The sequence below is a fragment of the Halobium salinum genome, from assembly GCF_026586625.1.
In the GTDB taxonomy this organism is placed as follows: Archaea; Halobacteriota; Halobacteria; order Halobacteriales; family Haloferacaceae; genus Halobium; species Halobium salinum.
The window spans coordinates 729,581-753,781 of record NZ_JAODIW010000006.1 but is presented as its reverse complement, the minus strand read 5'-3'; the positions used below and the strand labels follow the sequence as shown (position 1 = coordinate 753,781).

The window sequence follows — 24,201 nt, the reverse complement described above, 5'->3', positions numbered from 1 at the left end:
GTTTACTGTGCTTCGTTTCGGTCGTCGTAGCGGCTCCCGAACTCGCCGGACGTGCCAGTCCGTCCCGTCGGCCGAACCGCTTTGACTCCCCCGCACCAACGTCGACCATGGTCGACCGCCGCGGCCCGTGGTCCCCCGAGCAGGTCGAGCAGTTCCTCACCGAGACGGTCGTGCCGCTTCGTCTCTCCTGTCACGCCCCCTCGGGATACCCGTGGATTCTCTCGCTCTGGTATCGCTTCGAGGACGGCGCCTTCCACTGCGCGACCAAGGCCGACGCCGATATAGTAGGGATGCTCGAATCCGACGACCGGGTGGCCTTCGAGGTGTCGACGAACGACACCCCGTACCGGGGGGTCCGCGGCCGGGGTGTCGCCTCGGTGACGCCCGACGAGGAGAAACAACTGCTGCGGGGGATGCTCGAACGCTACCTCGGCGGGACGGACTCCCCGCTCGCGACCCACCTTCTCGACCCCGAACGCGAGGAGGTCCACATCCGAATCGACCCCGACAGGCTGGTCAGTTGGGACTACTCGGGGCGAATGACGGACTGACCGGGTCGATAGGTCGAGGGCGGACTACTCCTCGCGCTCGCGTGCCTTCGGCAGCGTCTCGACCGTCACCGACTCGGGGACGGCCTCGAGGACGTGCGCCGGCCAGCCGTCGTGAGAGAGCGTCAGCGACGCCTCGGGATGCGCCTCGGCCAGTTCCGCAACCCCCTCGGCGGCGGCCCGCTGGGCCGCGGTGTCGACGCGCTCCGGAACCTCCGCCGTGAGCGGGTAGGTGTCCGACAGCGACTTCGGAAACGGCCCGAACGGGGGGACGACCCGCCACACCGCGTCGTAGTCGTGGTCGTTGGGTTCGCCGTCCTCGGTGAGGAGGACCCGGTCGGGGACGTCGAGACGGGCGAGCCGTTCGCGGTGGCGCAGCACCTCGGGGCGTCGGGCGGACTCGTGGGAGGTGTAGAAGAACGCCCCTTTCGAGACGGGGTCCTCCCGTTCGAGGTCGCTCGCGCCGTCGAGCAGGGCGCGGTAGCCGTCCAGCATCGCCGGGTGGCCGCGGGCGCGCACTTCGACCAGTTCGAGGAGGTTCCCTGAACGGATGGCCTGTTTCACCCGGCGAATCTCAGCGAAGGAGACGTGCAGGTTGTGTTCGGCGAGCAGGTCCTCGCGGGCGCGGTGGTCCATCCCCCGGAGGTCGTCGGGGGTGTGCTCGGTGCAGACCGCACACGAACAGGGGAAGTAGTCGAGGTCCTCGAACTGCTCGGTCCCCCGGACGGTGAGGTAGCGACCGTCGCGGGCCATCAGCGCGTAGGCGGCGGAGTCGAACAGGTCACAGCCGCAGGCCGCGGCAAGTGCGAACATCATCGGGTGGCCGGCGCCGAACAGGTGGACCGGCGCCGCGGGGCCGAGCCCGCGCTTCGCCGCGAGGACGGCTTCCACCATGTCGTCGTAGCGGTAGGCGTTCATCAGCGGGACGACCGCGCCGACGGGGAACACGTCGAGGTCGGTCTCGGCGGCCTGCCGCCCGGCGCGCTCACGGAGGTCGGGGTACGTCGACCCCTGCACCGGCGCGTTGAGCAGCATTTCGGAGTCGCCGGCGTCGAACGCCTCGGCGTCGGCGAGCGCCTCGGCGGTGACGCCCAGTTCCTCCTCGGCCTGCTCTCTGCTCACGTCCGGCGGCGTCGGGATGTCGACCGGCGTCGCGATGTCCGACCCGATGTCGCGCTGGAAGGCGAGAATCTCCTCGGTCGTCACGTCGATCTCGCCGTACTCCGCGAGCTGGAAGGAGCCGGAGTCGGTCATGATGGCTCCGTCGAAGCCGAGCATCTCGTGGAGCCCCTCCGTCAGCGCTCGTTCGTTGAGTTCCTCGGTCTTGCGGATGATGTAGGAGTTGGTGATGAGAATGTCCGCGCCGAACTCCTCGCTCAGTCGAGCCGGTTCGATGGTCTGGATGTTCGGGTTGACGACCGGGAGGAGCGCGGGCGTCTCGACCGTGACGCCCGCCCGGGGCACCGAGAGCGAGCCGATGCGGCCCATGGCGTCGGCGTCGCGGAGTTCGAAGTGGTCGCGCATTTGGCGGGGATTCCGGAGCGCGGGCGGTAAGCGTGTCGTTTCGGCCGCCCGCGGGCTGGCGGCCGAATCGGATATCGGTTCAGCCTCTTGTTCCGGGCGAATCGGTGTCGGGTCGGTCGCCGACGACGCCGCTGGGGGCGAGAGGACCGGACGACACATCTGCGTTTCGCGCGTGAGCGATGACTAACCGGCCGTCGTGGGTAAGGCCCCGGAGACTCCGGCTTCCGAGGGTCGACGAGTCGGGTCGAACAGCGGACACTTAGACCACGACACCGACGACCGAGGACGGCTGGATACCCGCGAACTTCACGGCGACGTACAACAGCGCGAACAGCGTCGCGTTGTAGGCGCCGTGGATGAACGCCGGGACGAGCACGTTGCCCGTGTACTCGTAGGCCGCCCCGAACACCAGACTCGGGAAGAAGAGGATGGCGATGGTCGTGAGGCGGGCCTCCGCGCCACCCGTCAGCGCCATGAAGTGGATGGCGGCGAACAGCGCCGCGCCGAGGACGACTGCGGCCGCCGAGGGGAACGCCTCGCGGAAGCGCCGCTGGACGATGCCACGGAACAGCAGTTCCTCGCAGGGGCCGATGACGAGAAAGGAGGCGGGTACGAGCACGAGCAACAACGAGGGGAAGTTCGCCCCGAGTTGGGCGGTCTGGTTGTTGGCGGGGGTCGCCCCCGTCGCCTGGATGAGGGTCCCGGCGGTGATGACGACGCCGAGCGCGCCGAGCCAGCCGCCGACGGCGACGGCGAGGTCCCGGAGCGACGGCGACCGCACGCCGACGTAGTCGCGGTCGAGTCCCCGAAGTCGGAGGTACAAGAGCGCGATGCCGCCGAAGGCGGCGTACTGCCCGAGAAAGAGCGTGACGACGAGTAGCGTCGTCACCGAGAGTTCGACGCCGAGCCCCGCCAACACGGCGGCGAACGTCTGCATGAGCACGACGGAGGCCGCGACGCCGGTGATGCCGACGAACACCCCGACGAACAGTGTCCACGGGGCCCACAGCCGGCTGTCGCGCTCGATCATCACCGGATGGGACGGGGCGGGGGACCAAAGCGGTTCGGCCCGCTTGGTTCGAACACCGTCGTTCTGATGTAGCCGATACGGTGGTTGGTCCAGTAGCCCCCGGAAGCCCTCGGGCTCTCGGCTCCTCTGACTCGCTGCGCCCTTCGCTCGGCGAGTCGTCCGGATGGCGCCCGGACTACCGCCGTCGAACCCTACTGTCGCGTCAGTTCGTACTGCATCACCGCCAGCGCGGTCCGGCCGTCGCGACAGTCGCCGTCGACGACGCTCGCGAGCAGGTCGTCGTACGTCGTCGTCTCGACGCGGATGCTCTCGTTGAAGTCGAGTTCCTGCTCGCCGGTCGGCTCACAGCCGTGAGCGACGAACGCGTGGTGGACGCTGTTGGCGATGCCGTTGACCGGCTCGACGGTCGTGAGATGCTCGACCGTGCCGGCTTCGTACCCCGTCTCCTCGCGGAGTTCGCGCCGCGCCGCGACGGCGAGGTCGTCGTCGTCCGGTTCGAGCGTGCCGGCCGGGAGCCCCCGGCTGACGCGGGAGACCGCCTGTCGCCACTCGGCGATAGTGACGACCTCGCTGTCGCCGGTCGTGGGCGGCGAGCCGACGAAGGGGAGGACGACGACCGCCGCGCGCTCGTCGACGTAGTGGTAGTCCGTCTCGGTGCCGTCGGGGAGGCGAACGTCGTCGCGCCGAACGTCGAAGCCCGGACAGGAGTAGTCGATTCCGGTGTCGGTCGTCTCCCACGCGAGGGGGTCGGCGGCATCGTCAGAACTCCCCGGGTCCGCCGAGTCCTTCGACCCCGTCGGGCCGTCGAGCGAATCGTCGTCTGCGGCGTCGGTCATGGTCGACCGGTCGGTAGGGGCCATGAAGAGGCGTGTGGTTCCGAACGAGCCACGCGGCCCGAGCGGGCCGGTGGGAGCGCAGGCGCTACCGACGTCGACCGCGGAGCCGGCCGACGACGACGGCGCCGACGCCGCCGAACACCATCCCGAGCGAGAGGAGAGTCAGTCCGAGTTGGGGCTCGTTCAGCCAGTGAGGGAGCGGGTAGCTCGCCCGAACCGCCGAGAGCAGCGGGGTGAGCACCGGTACGGCGCCGGGGCCGGCGTCACCCGCCGTGGCGTACTGCTGGCCGGTGGGGCGTTCGCCCTCGGGTAACCGCTCGGCCTCGTAGGGGACGTACTCCGTCTTGTAGCTCCACACCGTCGCACCGGACTCGTTCACCTCGACGATGCGCCCGTTCAGCGAGTCGGTGATGAGCGTGTTGCCGTTCTCCAGCCGGTCGGCGTCGCGGGGCCAGCGGAAGTTGACCCCCTCGGCGCTCGCGAGCGTCCACGCCTCCTCCCACTCGCCGGTCTGCTCGTCGCGGTGGAGTTCGACCACCCGGTTGTTGTGGGAGTCGGCGACCAGCACCGCGCCGTCGCCGAGCCACTGCGGGTTGTGCTGGCTGTAGAGGATGTCCCGGTCGGCGATGCCCACGCCGTCCTCGTCGCTCTCGTCTTCGACGGCGTTCACGACCTCGACGACCTCGCTCCCCTGGCCCTGCCGTTCGACGACGAGCAGTTGGTTCGCGTTGCGAACCGAGACGAGGAAGCGGTCCTCGCCGATGTAGTCCACGTCGTTGATGTGGAGCCAGTCCTCGCGGGTCGGGTCCGCGGGCGCCTCGTAGACGCTGCTGGCGTTCCACTGCCACTCGACGGAGCCGTTGCGCACGACCATGATGCGCTCGTACTCCATGTCGGAGACGACGTAGCCGCCCTCGGGCAGCGGCTCGACGTCGTGGACCTCGCTGTTGCCCTGCGACCTGACGGGGAAGCTGAACTCGCTCACGACTTCCGGTTCGGGTTCGGCAGTCGGGTCGATGATGCGAAAGCCGGTGCGGGTGCAGGGGCTGTCGTAGCGCCCACACTGCTGGTAGCCGCCGTGCATGAAGCCGGCGGCGACGGTGCCGTTGTCGAGCATCGTCACGTCGAAGTAGCTGTTCGCGCTCGACTCGCGCCACGTCACCGAGTCGTTCTCGACGAGGTAGACGCTCCCGTGCTCGTGGAGCCCCGCACCGCCGCCCTGCGAGCCGACGAGCGTGGGACGGGCGACGCCGTCGTCGCCGGTCGCGCCGATCGCGGGTGCGAGCGCGGCGCTGAGGGCGAGCGTCGCGACGAGCAGGACGACGCCGCCGACGGCGAGCGCACCCCCCACCGCGTCTCTGGAGACCATCTTCCGTGGGTCTCCGAGCGGCCCGGGGGAGTAGTTTTCGACTCCGGCGCCGGTGGAGCTCCGCTCGGCGACGCCCCGCGGTCCTCCCCTTCGAACCGGCGACCGGCTACTTACGGATGGGCGTCCAACGACCGTCCATGAACGTCGCCCGTCACGGCGGAGGCGTCGGCGCGGCGGTCCGCGCGCTCGCCTCGCAGGTCCACCCGGTGTTCATGCTCCCCCCGCTCGCGGCGAGCGCGTTCGGCGCGGTGCTGGCCCGGGAGTTCGACCCCGGACTCGCCGGACTCCACGTCGCCGTCGCGTTCTGTGCGCTGTACACGGCCCACGTGAAGGACGGGTACGTCGACTTCTACGTCCGCGGCGAGGACGACGACCACCCGCTCACCGCCGACGGCTGTCGGCTCGCGCTCGTGCTCTCCTCGACGCTGTTCTTCCTCGGCCTCCTCGTCATCGGCGTCCTCGTCGGCCCCGTCGCCACCTTGCTCACGCTCCCGGGGTGGGTCATCGGATTCCTGCACGCCCCACAGATGGACACGAACCCGGTGACGACGACAACGGGCTACCCGCTCGGCATCGCCTTCGCGCTCCTCGGCGGGTTCTACGTCCAGACCGGGACGCTGACGCCGGTCGTGCTCGCCTTCGCGGCCGTGTTCGTCCTCATCCTCTCGGGCATCATCGTCATCGACGACGCGAAGGACTACGAGTACGACCGGTCTATCGCCAAGCGCACCGTGGCCGTCGTCCTCGGACGCGAACGGGCCCGGACGGCCGCGTTCCTCCTCATGGTAACCGGTCTGTTCGTGGTACTCGCGCTCGCGGTGGCGGCCGTCTTCCCGCCCAGTTCGGTGCTGGCCGTGCTCGTCTTCGGGGTCGTCGCCGTCGTCGCCGCCCGGGCGGAGGAGTCCGAACTGGCGACGATGCTGTTGATTCGGGGGTCCTACCTCTTTCTCGCCGCCCTCGTCGCGGCGGTGTGGTTCAGACCCCTCTCCTGAGCGGCGTGCTGGTGGGGCGCGGCCGCCAAAATCGCGGAGTAGTCGGTGCCTACAGCGTCTTCTGGCCGACCGTATCAGTTCGTAGACGGGGCGTTCCTCCGTTTCGTCTAACGGAAGCAGGCGGTTAACAAAGCCCCGAAGGGCCGACCGTCCGCTCGGAGACCGATGACAACCAGAAACCGAAAGCTCCTCAATCTCAGCCTGACGGCGCTGATGCTCGTGTCCGTCGTCGCGTTCACGGGCGCGACACCGGCCGGCGCGACGCCGCCCGGGACGGACCGGTCGCAGTTCACCGTCAAGCAGGGTGGGCAATGCTTCGTGGTGGAAGCATACCAGCCCGGAGACCACGTGAAGACGTACGAGGAGTCCCGAAACCTGACCGACTACACGCTCAGACCGCACGCACAGTGGGTCGACGAGAACACTGACCCGCTGAACTACGACGGGGTCTGGGGCGAGAAGGTGCCACGCGAACGCGAGCTCGGGCCGTACACTAACCCCGACTGGGAACCCTCGCCGACCATCGAGTCGGTGATGGACTACCGGTTCTTCACGCAGAAGAACGGGAGCCACAAGTGGGTCTCGGCGAGCGACAGGAGCTCCTGGTACGACCCCGAGAACAACGTCCGCTACAAGCCGAACGACTACGCCAACGGCCAGCCGTACGGGCAGACCGCGACCGACGCTCCGTACCTGTACGAGCAGTACCGCTGGGAACGGTGGACGGCGGGCACGTACGGCGTCCACCCGTGGCAGGAGAACGGCGGGAGTAACATGTGGTTCTACGACGGTCCGGAGGGGACCAGCCTCGTCCTCCAGCACGACCGTCTGGCGACGCAGTCCGACCAGTGGTCCCACCGGACCTACTGGGACGACCGCTGGCTGGGTACGCACACCCGACAGTCCGAGGGCGGCGGGACGGGCGGCGGTGCCGTCTCGTTCCAGTTCACGAACCTCCCGGAGGGTGAGTGGGCGTACATGGACGACTACTCCCCACTCCGAGGCGAGGACACCCTGCGAAGCGGCGACGAAGTCTACTACCACCCGCACACCGACGAGACGTGGCGCTCGGAGACCGACGACGGGTTCTACGGCTCGCGCTACGACGACGCCAACCACGTCGAGGGCGAGGACATGCAGCAGCACCACCTCGACGAGTTCACCGGCGGCGACTTCCAGGTCGACTGGCAGTGGAGCAACGGCGAGACCGACGGCGGCGCCTACCGCGGGATGGAGAACCTCGCCGACGGCGAGGCAGTCACCATCCAGAACCAGTGGAACCGTGACGCCGCCGGATTCAACTACCGGATGGACGACGAAGACACGGTCGACACGTGGACGGTTCGTGACGCGGACGGCCAGCAGCGCTCCCTGACGATGGGCGAGCCCATCACCATCGAGAAGGGCAACACCTGCGGCGAGGGCGGCGAGACGCCCCCGCAGGAGCCCTCGAACTTCGGCGTCTCCGACGTGAGCGTCGAACCCGCCTCGGTGACGCAGGGCGAGACCGCGACCGTCTCCGCGACGGTCGAGAACACCGGCGACGTGGAGGGAGTCCGCACGGTCTCCGTCTCCGTCGGCGGCACCATGATGGAGGGACAGCGGGTGACGCTCGCCGGCGGCGACAGCAGGACGGTCGAGTTCGAGGTACCCACGAGCGACCTCCCGGCAGGTGACCACGACGTAGTGGTCGACGCCGAGGACGCCAGCGCGGACGGGAGCGTGACCGTCCAAGCACAGGAGACGACTACGGACGACGGTACGACCGACACGACGACTACGACCGAGGAGACGACGACCACAACCACGACCGAGGAGACGACGACCACGACTACGGCCGAGGACACGACGACCGAGGACACGACGGCCGAACCCGAGCCCGAGCCCGAACCCGAGCCCGAGCCCGAACCCGAGCCCGAACCCGAGCCGGCACCGAAGAAGTCCGGTAGCGGCGGTGGCGGCGGTGGCGGCGGCTCCGCCGGTCCCGGCGTCAGCAGTGACGGCGGACTCGGCATCCGCGACATCGCCGTCGACTCGACGACGGTGACCGAGGGCGACGAGGTCACCGTCACCATCGACGTGTCGAACACGGACGTCATCAAGCACGACCGGAAGTTCGCGCTGAAAGACGACGGCGAGGTGCTCGCCGAGAAGCGCGTCTTCGCCGACAGCGGCGAGAAGAAGAGCGTGACGTTCACCGCGGCCCTCTCGGGTGCGGGCGAACACGAACTGACGGTCGGCGCGAAGTCGGTGACGGTCACGGTCGAGGCGGCCGAGACCGCGACCGCGACGCCCGAGCCGACGACCGAGGCGTCGACGACCGAGTCGACGACGCAGACGACCACGGACGACAGCTCCGAGGCCGCTCAGCAGGGCGAGACGGAGACCGAGTCCGACGCCGGCGGCGAGGTCGAAGCGAACACGACCTCGGGCTCGGTGCCAGGCTTCGGTGTCGTCGTCTCGCTCGTCGCGCTGCTGGCCGCCGCACTGCTGGCGGTCCGACGCGACTAACCGACCGGCGCTAAGGCGACTCTCTCCCTTTCCCGCTTCTTTCTCTCCCCGCCTCGACAGCGACCGCACCGGTCGCCACGGCCCGAAGGCGTTACCCGCTGCTCGTCCATGTTCGGGTATGACAGTCGAGAACCGGAGCGACACGTTCGACATCGGCGGCGAACTGACCGTCCACCGGCTCGGATACGGGGCGATGCGGCTCACCGGCGAGGGCATCATCGGTCCGCCGGACGACGAGGCGGAGGCGAAAGACCTGCTCGAGGAGGTTGTCGACTGCGGCATCGACTTCGTCGACACGGCTGACTCCTACGGTCCCTGTGTCAGCGAGCGGCTCATCGGCGAGGCGCTGGCGCCGTACCCCGACGACCTCGTCGTCGCGACGAAGGGTGGGCTCTGGCGAACCAGCGACGGCTCGTGGCCACCCTGCGGGGAGCCGGAGTACCTCCAGAACGCCATCTACGGCAGCCTCGACAGGCTCCAGGTCGACACCATCGACCTCTACCAGCACCACCGCCCCGACCCGGACGTGGACTACGAGGACACGGTCCACGCGCTCGCCGAACTGAAAGACGAGGGGAAAATCGCCCACGTCGGCGTCAGCAACGTCTCCGTCGACCAGCTGGAGACCGCCCGCGACATCGTCGAGGTCGCGACGGTGCAGAACGAGTACAACGTCGGCAACCGCGACAGCGAGGACGTCCTGGAGGCCTGTGAGGAGTACGACATCGGGTTCATCCCCTGGTACCCGCTGGGCGCCGGCGACCTCGGCGACCGCGAGGACGCCGTCGAGTCGGTCGCGGACGACCACGACGCCTCGGCGGAGCAGATTGCCCTCGCGTGGCTGCTGCACCACTCCGACGTGACCCTGCCCATCCCCGGCACGTCGAGCGTCGACCACCTGCACGACAACGTCGAAGCCACCCACATCGACCTGAGTGACGACCAGCTGAGCCGGCTGGACGGCTGAGCGCATGAGCGACGAACGGGGCGGTGGCCCCCGGGATGGACGCCGAGAACGTGGAGGCCCGGTCGCCGGGCCGACGCCGGAGCAGGTCGCCCACGAACTCACCGGGCGGGTGCTCGGCGGGTTCGCGGTGTCTCCGGACCTCGACGCCGGCGCGGTCGCGTGCGGAGCGTGTGGCTCGTCGGCCCCGGACCTGCTCCGTGCCGGCGACGACGTGGTCGTCGCGTACAGTCACTACGAGGGGCGGACGTGGGAGCCCGTGGCCGTCCGCTGTGCGGCCCACGCCGTCTCCAGACTCACCGACCTGGACGACGTACGCGCGGAGGACCAGGCGCTGATTCGGGCCGTCCTCGAACCGACCGGCTATCGGGACCCGCTCGGTGGGGAACACCCCGACGCACTCACCCTCGGCGGGGTGGCAGTGCTCGACTGCAGTCCGGCGGCCGAGGGGTACCCCGACTGAGCCGACGTTCGACTTCGACCGCGCCACGGACACCAACGCTATTTCGCCGGCGGCCGCAGTTCCGGTCATGCTCTCGGTCCCCGACATCGGGGTGCTCGGCCCGTACACCTACCTCGCCACGGAGGTCATGTGGGGAGCGGTCGCACTCGCCCTGCTCTGGTACGCGGACGCCTTCCGGACGGCCGCGCGGACCGTCCTCGTCCTCTACCCGTTCGCGTACGTCTGGGACTGGTACACCCTCGAAGTGGGGGTGTTCGAGATTCCGCTCCGCACTGGGGTCGAACTGCTCGGCATCCCCATCGAGGAGCACATCTTCATGCTCGTCGTCCCCGCGATGGTCGTCGGCACCCACGAGACGCTGCGGAAGGTGCTGGACGGCGAATCGACCACGCCCGACGCCCCCAGCGACGACGGCCCCCGGGGGGACTCGGACCGCGGCCGACGAAAACACTCATGACAGATGGCGTAGAATTTCGGAGTCATGGCCGGTTGGAAAACCTTCGCCCTCCTCACCCTCGGCATCCTCGTCGGGATGGCCGGGGTGGCCTCCTGGATAGCCGTCGCAGACGACGACTACAAGTTCGACATCAAGAACGAGCGCGACGAGCCGCCGATGCAGGTCACGTCCATCGAGCCCTACGCGAGTCTCAGCCCCGAGCAGCAGCAGGTGTTCGACCGCGCCAAGGCGGGTGAGACGGTCCGCTTCGAGACGAGAGCCGAGTATCAGATGCCGCGCGTGGTCGAGCAGGAAAGCACCTACTACGTCTCCGCGGCCCCGCGGTACTTCGACTGGACCGACCCGCGGACGTTCGGCCCCGTGCTGGTCGCCCTCGGCGGACTGGCGCTGTGTATTCACGCGGTTCGGCTGGACATCCGGCGGTGAGTCCGGAGTCGATTCGACCGGAGGGCGGTACGACCCCGCGAACCACCCGCTCAGTCGGTCAGCCCGTACCCCTTCCTGAAGAGGTACGCGTCGAGCACCAGGACGGCGACCGTCAACCCTGACAGCACGAGCAGGGAGGTGAACGGGTCGACCTCGGAGACGCCGAGGAAGCCGTGACGGACACCGTTTACCATGTACACCATCGGATTCAGGAGGGAGAGTTCGTAGTACGGCGAGGGGAGGTCCGAGATAGCGTAGAAGATGCCGCCGAAGAAGACCAGCGGCCGGACGATGAACTGGTTCATCATGGTGAGGTTGTCCCAGTCGTCGGCCCACAGCCCGCCGACGACACCGAAGGCGGAGAACAGCAGCGTGATGACGAGCGCGAACGCGACCAGATAGAGGAGGTTCGCGACGCCGACCGGCGTGAAGAACGCGCCGATGACGGCGATGAGCGCCCCGACCGTCAGCCCCCGAACCACGCCGGCGGTGACGTAGGCCGCGACCATCCGACCGTAGGACATCGGCGAGGTGAGCGTCTCCTCGATGTAGTGGTTCCACCGGCCGTGGAAGATGGAGAAAGAGGCGTTCTCGAAGGCGTTGGCGATGGCGCCGAGGACGACGAGTCCTGGCAGGATAAACACGATGTAGGGTACGGTCTGTCCGTCGACGGCGACACCCCCCACGCGGTCGCCGAGGATGACCCCGAAGACGGAGAAGTAGAGCACGTTCGTGACGAACGGTGGGACGAACGTGTTCTTCGGCCGCCGGAGGAAGCGCAGAATCTCCCGACGCGCGAGCGTCCGGAAGCCGACAAGGGCGGCGGCGAGGCCGCTGCGGCCCGAGGTGGAGGACTCGGCGCTCATCGGCCGGCCCCCCCGTCGGCGGTGCCAGCGTCCGAATCGGTGCCGGCGCTGGAGTCGGTGCCGTTGGTCGCCGCGACCGCGGCCTGTCGGTCGCGAGCGGTGTCGGCCTCGTCGGCGTCGCCGGACCCGCCGTCGGCACCGTCGCTCACGCTCTCGTTCTGTCGGGTGAGCTCGACGAACACCTCCTCCAGTGAGGTGCGCGACACGTCGAAGTCGACGATGTCGTTGCCGGTACGGTCCAGCGCGCGGACGAGGTTCGGGGCGACGAGCCCACCCTCTCGGGCGGTGACGACGAGGCGGTCCCCCTCCAAGTCGACCGACTCCACGCGGCCGTCGTCGAGGCCGAGGTCGGGGAGCGCGTCGGGCGCCTCGCGGAGCGTGACGGTGATGGTGTCGGGGCCGCGCTCCATCAACTCCTCCGGGCTGGCGACGGTGACGACCGAGCCGGAGTCGAGGATGGCGACCTCGTCACAGAGGCGTTCGGCCTCCTCGATGTAGTGGGTCGTCAGCAGGACCGTCGTGCCGGACTCGTTGAGGTCAGTGATGAGCTCCCAGAGGTCGTGGCGGAGTTGGACGTCGACGCCCGCAGTCGGTTCGTCCAGAATCAGGAGGTCGGGGTCGGTGATGAGCGCCCGGGCGAGCACGAACCGACGCTTCATCCCGCCGGAGAGCCAGTCGAAGCGGGTGTCGCGCTTGTCCAGGATGCCGACGCGCTCGAGCACCTCGTCGGCGCGCTCCCGGGCCTCCGAGCGCGGGATGCCGTGGTAGCCGGCCTTGTGTTCGAGCACCTCGTGGATGGGGAAGAAGCGGTCGACGTTGAACTCCTGCGGCGCGAGGCCGATGGCGTCGCGGGCGGCGCGGTAGTCGTCCTCCACGTCGTGACCGAACACCTCGGCGGTGCCGCCCGAGCGCCGGACGAGCCCGACGAGGATGTTGATGAACGTGGTCTTTCCCGCGCCGTTCGGTCCGAGCAGCCCGAAGAAGCTCCCCTCCGGAACCGTGAGGTCGACGCCTTCGAGGGCCTGCACGTCGTCGTACTGCTTTCGCAGGTCCTCGACGCGTATCGCGTCAGTCATTCGGCCGTTGGTTCGGTCGGGACGTGGTTAAGGCGCTCGAAGCCGGGTGGCGTGGCCGGTGTGAGTGTAGTGGGCACGCCTCGCTCCCGCGGCTCAGTGACCCGCCTCGCCCGCGAAGTACCGGTCGTAGTGGGCCGCACAGCCGGGGTTGAACGCGGTACCACAGCGCGGACAGGTGAATCCACAGTCGAGGTACTCGGAGACGGTCAGCGTCGACCCGCAGACGCCACAGAGCACCCCCGCCTCGTCGAACGCCGCCCGGGGAATCGGCTCGGGCGGGTGGTCCGCCACGGCGGCGTGGCAGTCGAAGCACGGGTAGTAGGCGTCACAGCAGGCGAACCGAATCGCGACGACGTCGCGCTCGCCGGCGTAGTGGGCACAGCGCGTCTCGGGGTCGACCCCGACGCCGTGGATGGCGGTGTCGCCGACTTCGCGACTCTCGGCGTCCGTGGTCACGGCGTCGGGAACAGCCCGTCGACGCGGGCGGTCGTCTCCTCGGGCGCGCCGGAGTTGTCGACGGTCGCGTGGCCGACGGCGACGGGGTCGAACTCCTCGCGCAGGAGCCGGTGGACCTCGAAGTCGGCGTCGCTCTCGTCGTCCGTCCGGTTCGCGATGCGCTCGCGGACGACGGCCTCGTCACACTCGACCTTCAGGAGCCTGAACTCGGCGTCGGCGTCGGCCGCGATTCGCTTCGCGTCCTCGCGGCGACGCTCCCGCCTGAACGTGCCGTCGAGGACGACGGTATCGCCGGCTTCGAGAAGCGACTCCGCCCGGTCGAGCAGGTCGGCGTAGACGGCGTCAGTCTCCTCGCTCGTGTAGTCGGGGTCCGGGTAGCGCTCCTTTCGCACCACGTCGGTGCGCAGGAGCGTCCCCTCGGCGCGGGTCGCGACGCGCTCGGCGACGCTGGTCTTTCCGACGCCCGGGAGCCCGCAGACGACGATCAGCACCGAGCCGTCCCTCCGGCCACGGGCCGGCACGGCCGACCGTCGCCCGTGTCGACGCTCGTGTTCCCGTTCGTCCCCCTGTCGTCCCGCTCGGGTGTTGCGGCCATCGCTTGACATGGGAGCCAACCCGACGGTCGGGTATCAATGTGTGGATGTCCGTTCGTGAGTGTACGGGGATAAGAGTGTGCGGGGGAGAATCGACTCGGGCGGCTCGTCGTGCACCGCTCCGTGACGGAAAACATATACCGGTTCGGTCGGCTCGGGACGAACGACATGGTTCACGCGACACCGGTGCCTCTCCAGGGCCTCTCGGCGCGGCCCGTCTCGACGGGGCGGTGGATTGGATGAGCGACGGGAGGACGAGTGGTGGCCCGGAGGAGACGAGCGGGAGTGGTCGAGCGAGACGGGCCATGGGCTGGCCGTGGCGGACGCTCGCCCGGTTCTTCGGCCAGCTTCGGGCGGACCTCGGGCGGCGGCGGACGGCGCTCGCGTGGGCCGTGATAATCGGCTGGGGACTGCTGGTCTGTGTCTTTCACTTCGGCGGGCTGGCGTACGGCGTCTACGTCGCCGTCCCGTGGTGGGACTTACTGACCCACTCCATGGGTGGCGCAGGCGTCGCCGCCATCCTCTACGCCGGGTTCTGCCGCCCGGTTCGCTCGGTCCGGGCGCCGCTGTGGCTCGTACCCGCCCTCTTCGCCATCGGCGCCGGGTTCGAGGTGTACGAGTACCTCTTCAAGGACTTCTGGTGGCACTGGTCGGTCGAGTTCTACGTCGAGGACACGGTGGTCGACCTCGTCCTCGACACCGCCGGCGCCGCCGTCGTGCTCCTCGGCCACGTGGTACTCCGGCGCTTCGTCGGGGGGACTGCGGACGACGCCGTCGACGCGGGACCGGCGACCGAGTCGACCCCGAGTCCGGCCCCGGAGCCGGCCTCGGACGGCGGCGTCTCCCGGTCGTCTCGGGAGCGCTGACGGATGTTCGTCGGACACGAGTTTCTCGCCTTCGCGCTGGCCGGAGCGCTCGCTCGTGTCCGCGGTCACGACCCGACGACGGCCCACGGGCTCGGCCTCGTCGCCGCCGTCGCCGCCCTCCTCCCCGACCTCGACGTCGTCTACGGGCTGGTGAGCTACGTTGCCGCCGTTCTCGACGGCGCCCCGCTCGGCTGGGACGCGTTCTGGGTCGTCACCAACGACCTCCACCGAGTCGTCACCCACCCGCTTCCGGTCCTCTGCTGTGTCGCCGTCGTCTTCGCGGGCGGTGCCGGTATCGGGCGGACGCTCCGCGTCGACGGGCGTCCGACCCTCGTCGCGGCCGCCGTCGGGACCGTCGGCGTCGGCGGCCTCGCCGCGGTCGCTCGGTTCAGCCGTCCCGTGCTCGACTGGGTCGGCGTCGACGGCGCCCTCGTGCTCGCCGGGTTCGCCGCGAGCGTCCTCCTGGTCGGCGTCGTCGTCGGTCGTCGCACCGACTTGCCGCTTCCGGCGCTCGTCGGCGCCGGGACGCTCGGTCTCCTCGAGCACCCCTTCGGCGACGTGTTCATGGCCGCGCCGCCGCCGTTGCTCGCGCCGGTCGGCCCCGACCTCCTCACAGGCCGGGTCGTCTTCGCCGCCGACGAGGCGGTGAACCTGCTCGCGGTTCTGTTCGTCGAGGTGGCCACCGTCTGGGCCGGCCTCCTCGTCGCCCTTCGGCTCGACGGCCGCCGTCTCGAGGACGTGATCGACTGGCGAGTCGGCCTCGGTGTCGGCTACGCGCCCGTCGCGCTGGCGCTCCCTCGGCCGACGATGGCGGACGCACACGTCCTCGGGTTCACCGTCGTCCCGCTCGCCGCCCTCGTGGGACTGTCGGCGCTCTTCGGCGCGACAGGACCGCCGAAGGAGCGTGCGCTCCGGGCCGTCGTCACCGGACTCGCGACGCTGACGGTCGCGGCGGCGGCGTCCCTGGTCGTGTACGTCCTCGCGTGAGAGACGCGGAGCACGCGAGCCCGACTCGTCGGACTCAGTCGTCGCCGAAGGCGACGCCGTCGAGGTCCGACTCCAACTCCTCGACGTACTCGTTGAACGAATCGACGAACGCCGGCACGTCCCCGGCGAGTTCGCGGACGTCGGCCGCGGCGGGCGCCTCGTACTGCGAGAGGAGGTAGACGCCCCCCGACCCGCCGACGCGGAGGTAGGACGACCGTCCGTCCTCCCACTTCAGCTCCCAGCGCGTGCCGGAGACGCGGGCGGTGTAGGTGCCGTAGTCGCCGCCTTCGAAGCGGTAGAGGCGGTCGGCTATCTGGTCGCACACGTCGCGGACGGCGTCGAGGACGCGGTCGCGCTGGGCGACGACCTCGTCCGTCGAGGCGGCCTCGGGGAAGTCGGTGTCGACGCCGTCGAGCACGCCGTCCAGCGAGGCGACGTGCTCGTTGTAGGCGGCGACGAAGGCGTCGTAGTCTTCCATCGCCGCGGCGAGGGCGTCCGGTTCGGGCGGCTGTTTCGTCGAGACGACGTACGTCTCGCTCCCGCGTTTGGGGTCGAAACGGAGGTACTGGAGGTCGCCGCCCTCGTACTTCAGCGTCCACTCGCCGTCGTCGGTGTCGAAGTCGGCGCTCCCGTAGTCGCCGCCCTGGAGAAGCGCGAGTTCGCGGGCGATGCGCCCGGCGTGGTCGCGGACGCGGGCGACCACGTCGTCGCGGGCGGCCGCGAGTTCGTCGGTGTCGGCGGGGTCGGCGTCGAAGTCGGCGCCGCCGTCGACGTCGTCGGGGTCTGCGAGGTCGGTCACGGTACCCGAGCTATCCGACGGAGGGGGATAACCCCTTCCCCGGTGGCGTCCGGGCCTGGTCGACGGTCTCGGCGACGGCCCCGCTTCGAGGCTCGGTCGCCATGGGTCACCGCCCGAAGGTGCAGTCGTCGGAGGGCGGCTCAGTGGTCGTGGGGGCTCCGCTCTGCGGCTCAGTCGTCGGAGGTCACCGACTCGGTCGGTGACTCGTCGGACTGCCCCGGCACCGTCCCGTCGACGGCGGCGTCCGAGTCGGCTTCGACGGTCACCGTCGCGGACGCGCCCTCGCTCCCGTCACCGAGTTCCGGTCCGTCGTCGTCTCCGGGTCGACGCCGTCCGCCTAGAAAGGGGAGCTTCCCCCGGAGGTCCTCACCGTCCGGGAGCATGTGAGCGACACCGCGGAGGAACGGGGCGGGGTCGTCGAACCGGAGGATGTCGAACTTCGGCTCGTCGTAACAGGAGGCGGCGATCTCCCACGCCCGACGGACGAAGGAGGGGCGCTCGACGAGGTCGGAGTCGTCGGTGAGGACGGAGAGGAGGTGGCCGACCTCCCCGTAGAGGAGGTGACTGCCGACACCCAGCTCGTAGCCGGGTTCGATGCGGTCCTTCTGGCCGGTCGCGAGCTGCCAGTAGTAGTGCGGGAAGTCCGCGCCCGCGCGGACCGTCGAGGGGAGCGACTGCCACATCCGCGGGTTGATCTCGGTCAGGACGTACTCGCCGGTTTCGGCGTGTTTCATGTACTCGATGCAGGCGATCCCGTGGTAGTCGAGGTGGGAGAGGAGCTTTCGGGCCACGTCCTCCATCTCCTGGTCGTACATCGACTTCCGGTAGACGCCGCCGCCGCCGGTGTAGGAGTTGCCTCGAATCTGCTTGTGCTGGAACGTCGCGACCGGTTCGCCGTGGTCGTACAACCCGGCGAACATGTACTCGTCCTCGATGGGGATGAACTCCTGGACGATGGGCTCGTGACCCATCCGCTCGACCAGCTCGTCGGTGTCGGGCGTGTCGCCCTGGCGGACGTGCGTCACGTCCTTGACCACCCGGTTCTCGCCCGGTTCGTACTCGGGCATGTACTCGTCGACGAGGATGTTGTACCGCGACTTGATGATGTGCTGGCCGCTCCAGTCGTCCATCTCGCCGAGTCGACGGGTCCGCGGGACGGGGACGCCCGCCTCCTCGCAGGCCGCGGCGAGTCGGACCCGGTCGTGGACCGTCCGCATGGTCTCCATCTCGGGGACGACGAGCGTCACGTATCGCTCGAACTCCTCTCGGAACTTCGAGAGCACGTAGGTGTCCGCCGGTCGAATCGGGACGACAGTCCGTACGTCCGGCCGTGCCGCGAGGCCGACGAGCGCATCCTTGTAGGCGAGGAGGTCGTCGCCGGGCGCGGGAACGCGTGTCACCTCGTCACAGAAACGCGAAGCCGACGCCGGTACGTCGTCGAATTCGGACGCGAGGAGCGTGCGAACGCCCCTGCTTCCGAGCGACCGTACACACGGATAGCTGGCGGGGTCGTAGCCAGTCGGGATGAGGACTGTGTCTTCGCTCCCGGGTTCTCCGTCCATAGAGGCCGATAGAGCCGGACCGGTATTAGTATGGAGAAACATACCGTTTCGAAACCGCAGTGATATCCATCCGTCGCCCGATATGGCGAGCCTACAGCCGGCAAAGAGCGTTCGCCGACGGCTCGATCGGTCGATTCAGCGGCGTACTGCGGTGCCGGTACCCGGGTCGGTTCCGACCCGCGACTCGTCCTTCCTTCAGCCGCCGGTTCGGTCGTTGGCTCGCGGCCGTCGGCGGCGCCAGTGAGTTTAGAGTATCACCCCGCTCGTGGGGGCGCTGTCGCTCACGCTCACGGCGTTCGCTGCGCTCCCAGACCCACGGTCGATTGGCGAGTGATTTCACACCCAGTGCTGACGGTTCACTGCGCTCGCCGGACGAGGTGTGGGAGAAGTGGACCGGCGCGAATTTGAATCACGCGCGGCCGGCGGTCTCGCTGGCTCTCGCTCACTTCGCTCGCGGGAACGCGGTCACTTGCGCTCGCGGTGTTCGCTTTGCTCCTCGGTTCAGATTTCCACGTAGGCTCTGCATCCGCACTCGGTAAGCGCGAGCACACGCTACGCGGCGCTCGCCGGACGAGGTGCGGGAGAAGTGGGCCGGCGCGAATTTGAATCGCGGTTACGGCCACCCGAAGGCCGAAGGATACCAAGCTACCCCACCGGCCCGCACTCGAACGTGGGCAGGTGTTCGTTTAACGCTTCCGGAAGCCGTCCACCCCGGCCGGACGTTCACCACCCGCACGGAGCCTCACGGGGCGGCAGTCGACTCAGTACCGCGTGTACCCGGCCGTGTCGAGGTAGTTGTGTGCGACCGTAATCGTGTGGTCGGCGTGGAGGCGCTCCGGTCCGATACGGACCCGCTCCTCCGCCACGTCGGCGAGCAGGTCCGCCTCCGCCCCGGTGAAATCGTGGTGGTCGGAGAGGACGAACAGAGGGTCCTCGGGTGGCTCGACCTCGACGACCGGGTCGCCGTCCTCGTGGAGTTCGACGACCGTCGCGTCCTCGGCGACCCGTTCGAGCGTCTCCTCGAACCCCATCCGGTATGTCGAGACGCCCGGACTCGCGTCGGCGGGCATGTGCCCGATGGCTCCGTCGCGAGCCTCCAGTGCGCCGCGAATCAGCGCCGCCGTACTGCGTTCGTCGGGGTTCAACCGCCGGAGTTCGGACCCCTCGAAGCGAACCGTGAACTCGTCCCCGAGCACGAGGTGGACTCGCACGTCCTCCCGGAGCGCGTGCGAGAGAAAGAACGCGGAGTTGACACACCGACAGAGCACGTCGAGGCGGCCGGCGCCGCCGGCGATGTCGTCGAGCGAGAAGTCGGGCGTCGTCGGCGCGTCGTGGCCGGTGACGAGGAACTGGCGCATGTGGCGTGTCGGCCGCGCGGGGTCTTGTGCCTGTTCACTCCGGTGTCGGGCGGTCGGCGACGCGACGTCGGGCCACTCAGCGCTCACGGTCGGCGCTCGAAGACACCCGCCGCTCGCTCCGGTAGGCACTGCCCACAGCCAGTAGTGGGTTCCTTCCCCGAAACCGGAGGGCCCCTCACGCAACGTGTGTCGCTGCCACGACCACGAGCGTCCCGCGACGAATCGTGCTCGGTCGGTCAGTCACCGTCCGACCGCTCCCGCCGGTCCGCCGCGCCCGCGGCGAACGGCCCGACGAACAGCGTCGACTGCGAGAGGGTGGCCAGTCTGGCGACGAACGAGACAAGCACCGCGAGTGGGAGCAGGGAGACGGTGAACGCGGCCGTCACGAACCAGAGGCCGTCGTCGACGCCGAGCGTCGTCCCGGCGAAGGCTCCCGGGTCGTAGATCAGCATCGCGTACAGCGCGACGAGCAGCGACGGGACGGAGACGAACAGCAGCCCCCGGGAGAAGGCGATGTACTCCGAGCCGATGAACGTCGTCTTGAAGAACTCCCTCGCGACCGCGAACAGTTCGAGGCGTTCGACCAGCCCGTCGAGCCGGCCGTCGGTCTCGGCGTCGATAGCGTCGGCGTGGGTCCGGCGGAGCAGGCGCGCCTGCTGGACCTTCCGCGAGACGTCGAAGCGGATGGCGGCCGGAATCGCCTCGAACCCCCCGAACTCGGCGTCGGCGAGTTCGTCGCGAATTGACTCGGCGTCGTCGCGCACGTCCGCCGCGTACGACGTGAGGTCCCGGCGGAGCGCGTCCCGGTCCGGCTCGTTCACCGCGTCGACGGGCGGGTCGGTCAGTTCGTCGGCCCGCTCGGCGACCGCGTCGAGGGCGTCGTGGAGGAACGCCGCCGGCGACAGCGCCGAGACCCGGGCGTCGATGACGCGCTCGGCGCGCTCGCGGAGCTGCATCGAGTCCTGCAGCGCGTCACGCTGGTCGCCGACGGAGCCGAACTTCGGGGAGAGCACGAGCTGGTTGATGGAGAGGATGATGGTGACGATGGAGACGATGGACTTCAGCAGCTCGATGAGCGCGGCCGACGGGGAGACCCCCCGACCCACGAACCGGGAGACGGAGACCGGGCCATAGAGTCCGACGCCCATCGTGAGGAGGAAGAACCCGCCCGCGAGGGCGAGCGCGACGTACCAGCGGTTCCCCGAGAGGAGGAGCCACTTGAACAGCCCCGAGAGTGGAGTGCCGGCGAACACCGGCCGTTTCCGGGTGTCGGTGAGTTCGAACCGCGTATCGTCGCCCATCCTTCGTCGGACGTTCGGACCAGCGAGCGTTGAAACTGGTGGCCCCTGAGAACGACTCACGGGGTGATGGCGACGACGCCTCCGAAACCTGTCAGCCGCACTGACGCGCAGTTCATAGCCGAGCGTCCCCTAACCCGAAGTGAATCCGACGGGTCGAGGAGCGGCCGTCACTCCGCGCTCGACCGCCCGGAGGTGACCGCTTGCGATACGGCCCAGCACCCGACGACAACCCGTTCGACGACTACCGCGACTCGACTGCGGACCCGATGGTCCGCCTGTTCCGCCGGTACGGCAGCGCCGACCTCCCGCTGTTTCTCGTCGGACTCGTCGCCAGCGTGTTCGGCCGGCTGGTGGGACTGGTCCCGCCGGTCGTGCTCGGCGTCGCCATCGACGGCGTGTTCAACGACCGACCGTACCGGCTCCCGCTCGTCCCCGACGCGTGGCTCCCCACCGCGGCGGTCGACCTGCTGTGGCTCTCGGTCGGACTCATCGTGGCGGCGTTCGTCCTCGGTGTCGTCTTCACCTGGATACAGGGCGTCGGTCTCTCGCTGTTCTCGAACCGGGTCCAGCACCGACTACGCGTCGACACCTACGGCGCGATGCAGGACCTCGACATGGCCTTCTTCGACGACAAGCAGACCGGGCAGGTCATGTCCGTCCTGAACAACGACGTGCGGAACCTCCGGGACTTCCTCGGCAGCACGCTGTCGGGCACGCTCCAACTCGTCGTCACGGTCGTCGGCATCGCGGGCGTGCTGTTCTGGCTCAACGCCCAACTGGCGCTCGTGACGCTCGTCGCCGTCCCTCTGCTCGGCGTCTTCACCGTCTCGTTCATGCGGACGATTCGTCCGCGATACCGCGCCCTGCGGGCGGCCGTCGGCGACCTGAACTCCCGGCTGGAGAACAACCTCTCGGGCATCGAGGTTATCAAGACCGCGAACACGGAGGGGTTCGAGACCGACCGCGTGAGCGACGCCTCCTGGGAGTACTACCTCCGGACGTGGGCGGTCAACCGCCTAGAGTACTTCTACCAGCCGACGATGGAGCTGCTCGCCGGGGTGTCCTTCGCCGCGACGTTCGTCCTCGGCGGGCTCTGGATCGTCACGGGCGAGGGGCCGGGCCCGTTCACCGGGACGCTCTCCGTGGGGGAGTTCGTCACGTTCCTGTTCATGACCCAGCGCTTTATCGACCCCCTCGCGGGCGCGGGCCGCATCGTCAACTCCTACGAGAACGCCCGCGCCTCCGGCGAGCGCATCTTCGGGCTCTCGGACCTCCCCGTCGCCGTCGGCGACGACCCGGACGCCGAACCCCTCGACTCGGTCGAGGGCCGCGTCGAGTTCGACGCCGTCGACTTCGCCTACGGGAACGGCCGGACCGTGCTCCACGACGTCTCCTTCACCGCCGAGCCGGGCGAGACGGTCGCCTTCGTCGGCCCGACGGGTGCGGGGAAGACGACGCTCGCGAAGCTCGTGCTCCGGCTGTACGACCCCAGTGCGGGGTCGATTCGGGTCGACGGACACGACCTCCGCGAGGTGCGCCTCACCGACCTCCGGCGGGCCGTCGGCTACGTCTCACAGGACGTCTACCTCTTCGACGGCACCGTCCGCGAGAACCTCACGTACGGCGCGTTCGACGTCTCCGAAGACGAGATGGTCGCCGCCGCCGCGGCCGCCGAGGCGACCTCGTTCGTCGACCGGCTCCCGGACGGCTACGACACCCGCATCGGCGAGCGCGGCGTCAAGCTCTCGGGTGGCCAGCGCCAGCGCCTCTCCATCGCCCGGGCGATGCTTCAGGATCCCGAGATTCTCGTCCTCGACGAGGCCACCTCCGCGGTCGACACGGAGACCGAACTCCTCATCCAGGGGGCACTCGCCCGCCTCACCGCGGACCGGACGACGTTCGTCATCGCTCACCGACTCTCGACGGTGAAAGAGGCCGACCAGATTCTCGTCGTCGACGAGGGGCGAATCGTCGAGCGCGGCACGCACGACGACCTCGTCGACGCCGGCGGACTGTACGCGACGCTGTGGAACGTACAGGTCGGCGACCTGGAGAAGGCCGACCCCGAACTGTTGGCGCTCATCGCCGAGCGCGCGCGGGCGGGGTGAATCGGGAGGTCCCCCGAGCCGGGACGCTCCGACCCCCCGTGCGGGTGGGACGTTCCTCACCGTCCGCGATTCCGCCGACGGTCCGTGTGGGTCGGCGGAGCGCGTCCGTCCGCCCCTCGGGGACCGTCGGAGTGCCGCGCCGGCGCCGACCGCCTCGCCGCCGAGCGACGGTGTCGCTCCCGCCCGAACCCGTCCGCCTTACGGCGCCCCTTCGACGGACACCACGTCGAGCCCGCCGTCGACGACGAGCGACAGTTCGTCGCCGTCACAGCGGGCGGTGACGGCGGCGCGAACGGGGTCGGTCGAGCGAAGCGTCGTCCGTGACTCGTCGTGAACGAAGGGGAGGGTCCAGAGGCGCCGGTCGGAGAGGTCGACGCCACGCCGGTAGAAGAAGGAGACGAGGGCGGGGTGGGCAACGAGCGCGCCGCCCACGGTCGACTCCAGATGCGAGCCACAGAGCGTGCAGTCATAACTGGCCGCGACGTCCAACACGTCGTTGGCGTCGAAGACGCACCCGACCTCCGGCCCCACGGCCAGCTCGACTGCCCCGGAACAGGACGGGCAGACCCCCGACACGACGGCAGCGAGGTCGCGCCGGAGCGCCGTGTCGAGGGTGTCGAGCAGCTCCGCGACCGGGCTAGCGGTGACCTGTCCGGGCGGGAGGAAGTACTTGTAGTACTGGCGGTCACAGGAGCCACAGGCGATACGGAACAGGTGGTTCCGGTAGCTCGCCTCCAGCGCCGACCCGCAGCCGAAGCAGGTGGCGTCGAGGTCGAACGGCTCGACCGTCGCGCGCTCGTTGAACGTCCCCGCCTCGAGCGTCTGGTACACCCGGACGCCGGGGTAGGTGAGCCGGTAGCCGTCCTCGGTCCGCCTGACGTACGTCCCGCGGAGCTTCCCGAGGTGGTAGTCGAACTGGCCGCTGTCCTCGGTACCGACCAGCCGGCGGAGTTCCGAGAAGGGGACGGGGTCACGGTTCTCGGGACCCCACGTCTCGCCCAGCGCTCGGACGATTCCGAGCCGTATCTCGCTGCCGAGCAGTTTGAACGAGTCGTCCGCGTCGAACGACTTCGAGCGGTCGACGTCCATCGGTGTAGCCTCCTAGAGAA

Annotated in this window: 22 protein-coding genes, 1 tRNA gene and 1 pseudogene; 10 read left to right on the top strand and 14 right to left on the bottom strand. The window is 69.3% G+C overall.

What is annotated here, in order from left to right:
* The first annotated feature begins 107 nt into the window (after nt 1-107).
* Complete coding sequence (locus tag N5095_RS07130) at nt 108-551, top strand: pyridoxamine 5'-phosphate oxidase family protein (protein WP_267622063.1); 444 nt, start codon at nt 108-110, stop codon at nt 549-551.
* Between the two features lie 24 nt (nt 552-575).
* Here the strand turns inward: N5095_RS07130 and tgtA are convergent, their stop codons facing one another.
* From tgtA to N5095_RS07110, 4 genes are all read right to left on the bottom strand, one after another.
* Complete coding sequence (gene tgtA, locus N5095_RS07125) at nt 576-2,072, bottom strand: tRNA guanosine(15) transglycosylase TgtA (protein ID WP_267622062.1); 1,497 nt, start codon at nt 2,070-2,072, stop codon at nt 576-578.
* A gap of 259 nt (nt 2,073-2,331) precedes the next feature.
* A complete protein-coding gene (locus tag N5095_RS07120; RefSeq protein ID WP_267622061.1) occupies nt 2,332-3,102 on the bottom strand; it encodes a CPBP family intramembrane glutamic endopeptidase in 771 nt (256 codons plus the stop codon).
* 191 nt (nt 3,103-3,293) lie between these two features.
* The gene (locus tag N5095_RS07115; RefSeq protein ID WP_267622059.1) at nt 3,294-3,938 is read right to left on the bottom strand and encodes an NUDIX hydrolase; all 645 of its coding nucleotides are present in this window, start codon (nt 3,936-3,938) and stop codon (nt 3,294-3,296) included.
* 85 nt (nt 3,939-4,023) lie between these two features.
* Nucleotides 4,024-5,307 carry a hypothetical protein gene (locus tag N5095_RS07110; RefSeq protein WP_267622058.1) on the bottom strand — a complete coding sequence of 428 codons (1,284 nt, stop codon included), beginning with the start codon at nt 5,305-5,307 and terminating at the stop codon, nt 4,024-4,026.
* Between the two features lie 137 nt (nt 5,308-5,444).
* Here N5095_RS07110 and N5095_RS07105 point away from each other — a divergent pair, with 137 nt between their 5' ends.
* The 6 genes and pseudogenes from N5095_RS07105 (at nt 5,445) to N5095_RS07080 (ending at nt 11,120) form a co-directional block, all read left to right on the top strand.
* Nucleotides 5,445-6,299: a UbiA family prenyltransferase gene (locus N5095_RS07105; protein WP_308203527.1), complete on the top strand. Its 855-nt coding sequence runs from the start codon at nt 5,445-5,447 to the stop codon at nt 6,297-6,299.
* Between the two features lie 165 nt (nt 6,300-6,464).
* Nucleotides 6,465-8,810, top strand: a complete 2,346-nt coding sequence (locus N5095_RS07100; RefSeq protein WP_267622057.1) for a COG1470 family protein — start codon at nt 6,465-6,467, stop codon at nt 8,808-8,810.
* Between the two features lie 118 nt (nt 8,811-8,928).
* Entirely contained in the window at nt 8,929-9,777 is an 849-nt protein-coding gene (locus tag N5095_RS07095) for an aldo/keto reductase (protein WP_267622056.1), read from the top strand.
* Between the two features lie 4 nt (nt 9,778-9,781).
* Nucleotides 9,782-10,237, top strand: coding sequence for a hypothetical protein (locus N5095_RS07090; protein WP_267622054.1), 456 nt, complete (start codon nt 9,782-9,784; stop codon nt 10,235-10,237).
* Between the two features lie 67 nt (nt 10,238-10,304).
* A pseudogene (locus tag N5095_RS07085) lies at nt 10,305-10,598 on the top strand (lycopene cyclase domain-containing protein); the annotation flags it as partial.
* A 120-nt stretch (nt 10,599-10,718) separates the two neighbouring features.
* Entirely contained in the window at nt 10,719-11,120 is a 402-nt protein-coding gene (locus N5095_RS07080; RefSeq protein WP_267622053.1) for a DUF7979 domain-containing protein, read from the top strand.
* A gap of 50 nt (nt 11,121-11,170) precedes the next feature.
* Here N5095_RS07080 and N5095_RS07075 read toward each other — a convergent pair whose 3' ends face one another.
* From N5095_RS07075 to N5095_RS07060, 4 genes are all read right to left on the bottom strand, one after another.
* The gene (locus N5095_RS07075; RefSeq protein WP_267622052.1) at nt 11,171-11,986 is read right to left on the bottom strand and encodes an ABC transporter permease; all 816 of its coding nucleotides are present in this window, start codon (nt 11,984-11,986) and stop codon (nt 11,171-11,173) included.
* Nucleotides 11,983-13,062, bottom strand: coding sequence for an ABC transporter ATP-binding protein (locus tag N5095_RS07070; RefSeq protein WP_267622051.1), 1,080 nt, complete (start codon nt 13,060-13,062; stop codon nt 11,983-11,985). Before N5095_RS07070 ends, N5095_RS07075 begins: the two co-directional genes overlap by 4 nt.
* 93 nt (nt 13,063-13,155) lie before the next feature.
* Nucleotides 13,156-13,518, bottom strand: a complete 363-nt coding sequence (locus N5095_RS07065) for a CHY zinc finger protein (RefSeq protein ID WP_267622050.1) — start codon at nt 13,516-13,518, stop codon at nt 13,156-13,158.
* Complete coding sequence (locus tag N5095_RS07060; protein WP_267622049.1) at nt 13,515-14,123, bottom strand: P-loop nucleotide/nucleoside kinase family protein; 609 nt, start codon at nt 14,121-14,123, stop codon at nt 13,515-13,517. The genes N5095_RS07065 and N5095_RS07060 overlap by 4 nt, the downstream gene beginning before the upstream one ends.
* Nucleotides 14,124-14,350: 227 nt before the next feature.
* On the opposite strand from N5095_RS07060, the gene N5095_RS07055 reads away from it, so the two are divergent.
* Together N5095_RS07055 and N5095_RS07050 are read left to right on the top strand one after the other, a co-directional pair.
* Complete coding sequence (locus N5095_RS07055; RefSeq protein WP_267622048.1) at nt 14,351-14,977, top strand: DUF2238 domain-containing protein; 627 nt, start codon at nt 14,351-14,353, stop codon at nt 14,975-14,977.
* A gap of 3 nt (nt 14,978-14,980) precedes the next feature.
* Nucleotides 14,981-15,964, top strand: coding sequence for a metal-dependent hydrolase (locus tag N5095_RS07050; protein ID WP_267622047.1), 984 nt, complete (start codon nt 14,981-14,983; stop codon nt 15,962-15,964).
* Between the two features lie 34 nt (nt 15,965-15,998).
* Here the strand turns inward: N5095_RS07050 and N5095_RS07045 are convergent, their stop codons facing one another.
* The 5 genes from N5095_RS07045 to N5095_RS07025 all read right to left on the bottom strand — a co-directional run bounded on the left by N5095_RS07045 (nt 15,999) and on the right by N5095_RS07025 (nt 20,984).
* Nucleotides 15,999-16,763: a profilin-fold protein gene (locus N5095_RS07045; protein ID WP_267622046.1), complete on the bottom strand. Its 765-nt coding sequence runs from the start codon at nt 16,761-16,763 to the stop codon at nt 15,999-16,001.
* Between the two features lie 170 nt (nt 16,764-16,933).
* Complete coding sequence (locus N5095_RS07040) at nt 16,934-18,325, bottom strand: carboxylate--amine ligase (protein WP_267622045.1); 1,392 nt, start codon at nt 18,323-18,325, stop codon at nt 16,934-16,936.
* A gap of 587 nt (nt 18,326-18,912) precedes the next feature.
* Nucleotides 18,913-18,985, bottom strand: a tRNA-Pro gene (locus N5095_RS07035).
* 101 nt (nt 18,986-19,086) lie between these two features.
* A complete protein-coding gene (trmY, locus tag N5095_RS07030; protein WP_267622044.1) occupies nt 19,087-19,683 on the bottom strand; it encodes a tRNA (pseudouridine(54)-N(1))-methyltransferase TrmY in 597 nt (198 codons plus the stop codon).
* 236 nt (nt 19,684-19,919) lie between these two features.
* Nucleotides 19,920-20,984, bottom strand: coding sequence for a DUF7972 family membrane protein (locus N5095_RS07025; protein ID WP_267622043.1), 1,065 nt, complete (start codon nt 20,982-20,984; stop codon nt 19,920-19,922).
* Nucleotides 20,985-21,250: 266 nt separating this feature from the next.
* Here N5095_RS07025 and N5095_RS07020 point away from each other — a divergent pair, with 266 nt between their 5' ends.
* Nucleotides 21,251-23,092, top strand: coding sequence for an ABC transporter ATP-binding protein (locus N5095_RS07020; protein WP_267623014.1), 1,842 nt, complete (start codon nt 21,251-21,253; stop codon nt 23,090-23,092).
* A gap of 198 nt (nt 23,093-23,290) precedes the next feature.
* Here N5095_RS07020 and N5095_RS07015 read toward each other — a convergent pair whose 3' ends face one another.
* Nucleotides 23,291-24,181, bottom strand: coding sequence for a DUF7351 domain-containing protein (locus N5095_RS07015; RefSeq protein WP_267622042.1), 891 nt, complete (start codon nt 24,179-24,181; stop codon nt 23,291-23,293).
* Nucleotides 24,182-24,201 lie beyond the last annotated feature (20 nt).

What these genes read in the sequence shown, in the direction of transcription:
- N5095_RS07130 (WP_267622063.1), top strand. Translation starts at nt 108, where the DNA reads ATGGTCGACCGCCGCGGCCCGTGGTCCCCCGAGCAGGTCGAGCAGTTC.
- tgtA (WP_267622062.1), bottom strand. Translation starts at nt 2,072, where the DNA reads ATGCGCGACCACTTCGAACTCCGCGACGCCGACGCCATGGGCCGCATC.
- N5095_RS07120 (WP_267622061.1), bottom strand. Translation starts at nt 3,102, where the DNA reads ATGATCGAGCGCGACAGCCGGCTGTGGGCCCCGTGGACACTGTTCGTC.
- N5095_RS07115 (WP_267622059.1), bottom strand. Translation starts at nt 3,938, where the DNA reads ATGACCGACGCCGCAGACGACGATTCGCTCGACGGCCCGACGGGGTCG.
- N5095_RS07110 (WP_267622058.1), bottom strand. Translation starts at nt 5,307, where the DNA reads ATGGTCTCCAGAGACGCGGTGGGGGGTGCGCTCGCCGTCGGCGGCGTC.
- N5095_RS07105 (WP_308203527.1), top strand. Translation starts at nt 5,445, where the DNA reads ATGAACGTCGCCCGTCACGGCGGAGGCGTCGGCGCGGCGGTCCGCGCG.
- N5095_RS07100 (WP_267622057.1), top strand. Translation starts at nt 6,465, where the DNA reads ATGACAACCAGAAACCGAAAGCTCCTCAATCTCAGCCTGACGGCGCTG.
- N5095_RS07095 (WP_267622056.1), top strand. Translation starts at nt 8,929, where the DNA reads ATGACAGTCGAGAACCGGAGCGACACGTTCGACATCGGCGGCGAACTG.
- N5095_RS07090 (WP_267622054.1), top strand. Translation starts at nt 9,782, where the DNA reads ATGAGCGACGAACGGGGCGGTGGCCCCCGGGATGGACGCCGAGAACGT.
- N5095_RS07080 (WP_267622053.1), top strand. Translation starts at nt 10,719, where the DNA reads ATGGCCGGTTGGAAAACCTTCGCCCTCCTCACCCTCGGCATCCTCGTC.
- N5095_RS07075 (WP_267622052.1), bottom strand. Translation starts at nt 11,986, where the DNA reads ATGAGCGCCGAGTCCTCCACCTCGGGCCGCAGCGGCCTCGCCGCCGCC.
- N5095_RS07070 (WP_267622051.1), bottom strand. Translation starts at nt 13,062, where the DNA reads ATGACTGACGCGATACGCGTCGAGGACCTGCGAAAGCAGTACGACGAC.
- N5095_RS07060 (WP_267622049.1), bottom strand. Translation starts at nt 14,123, where the DNA reads ATGTCAAGCGATGGCCGCAACACCCGAGCGGGACGACAGGGGGACGAA.
- N5095_RS07055 (WP_267622048.1), top strand. Translation starts at nt 14,351, where the DNA reads ATGAGCGACGGGAGGACGAGTGGTGGCCCGGAGGAGACGAGCGGGAGT.
- N5095_RS07050 (WP_267622047.1), top strand. Translation starts at nt 14,981, where the DNA reads ATGTTCGTCGGACACGAGTTTCTCGCCTTCGCGCTGGCCGGAGCGCTC.
- N5095_RS07040 (WP_267622045.1), bottom strand. Translation starts at nt 18,325, where the DNA reads ATGGACGGAGAACCCGGGAGCGAAGACACAGTCCTCATCCCGACTGGC.
- trmY (WP_267622044.1), bottom strand. Translation starts at nt 19,683, where the DNA reads ATGCGCCAGTTCCTCGTCACCGGCCACGACGCGCCGACGACGCCCGAC.
- N5095_RS07025 (WP_267622043.1), bottom strand. Translation starts at nt 20,984, where the DNA reads ATGGGCGACGATACGCGGTTCGAACTCACCGACACCCGGAAACGGCCG.
- N5095_RS07020 (WP_267623014.1), top strand. Translation starts at nt 21,251, where the DNA reads ATGGTCCGCCTGTTCCGCCGGTACGGCAGCGCCGACCTCCCGCTGTTT.
- N5095_RS07015 (WP_267622042.1), bottom strand. Translation starts at nt 24,181, where the DNA reads ATGGACGTCGACCGCTCGAAGTCGTTCGACGCGGACGACTCGTTCAAA.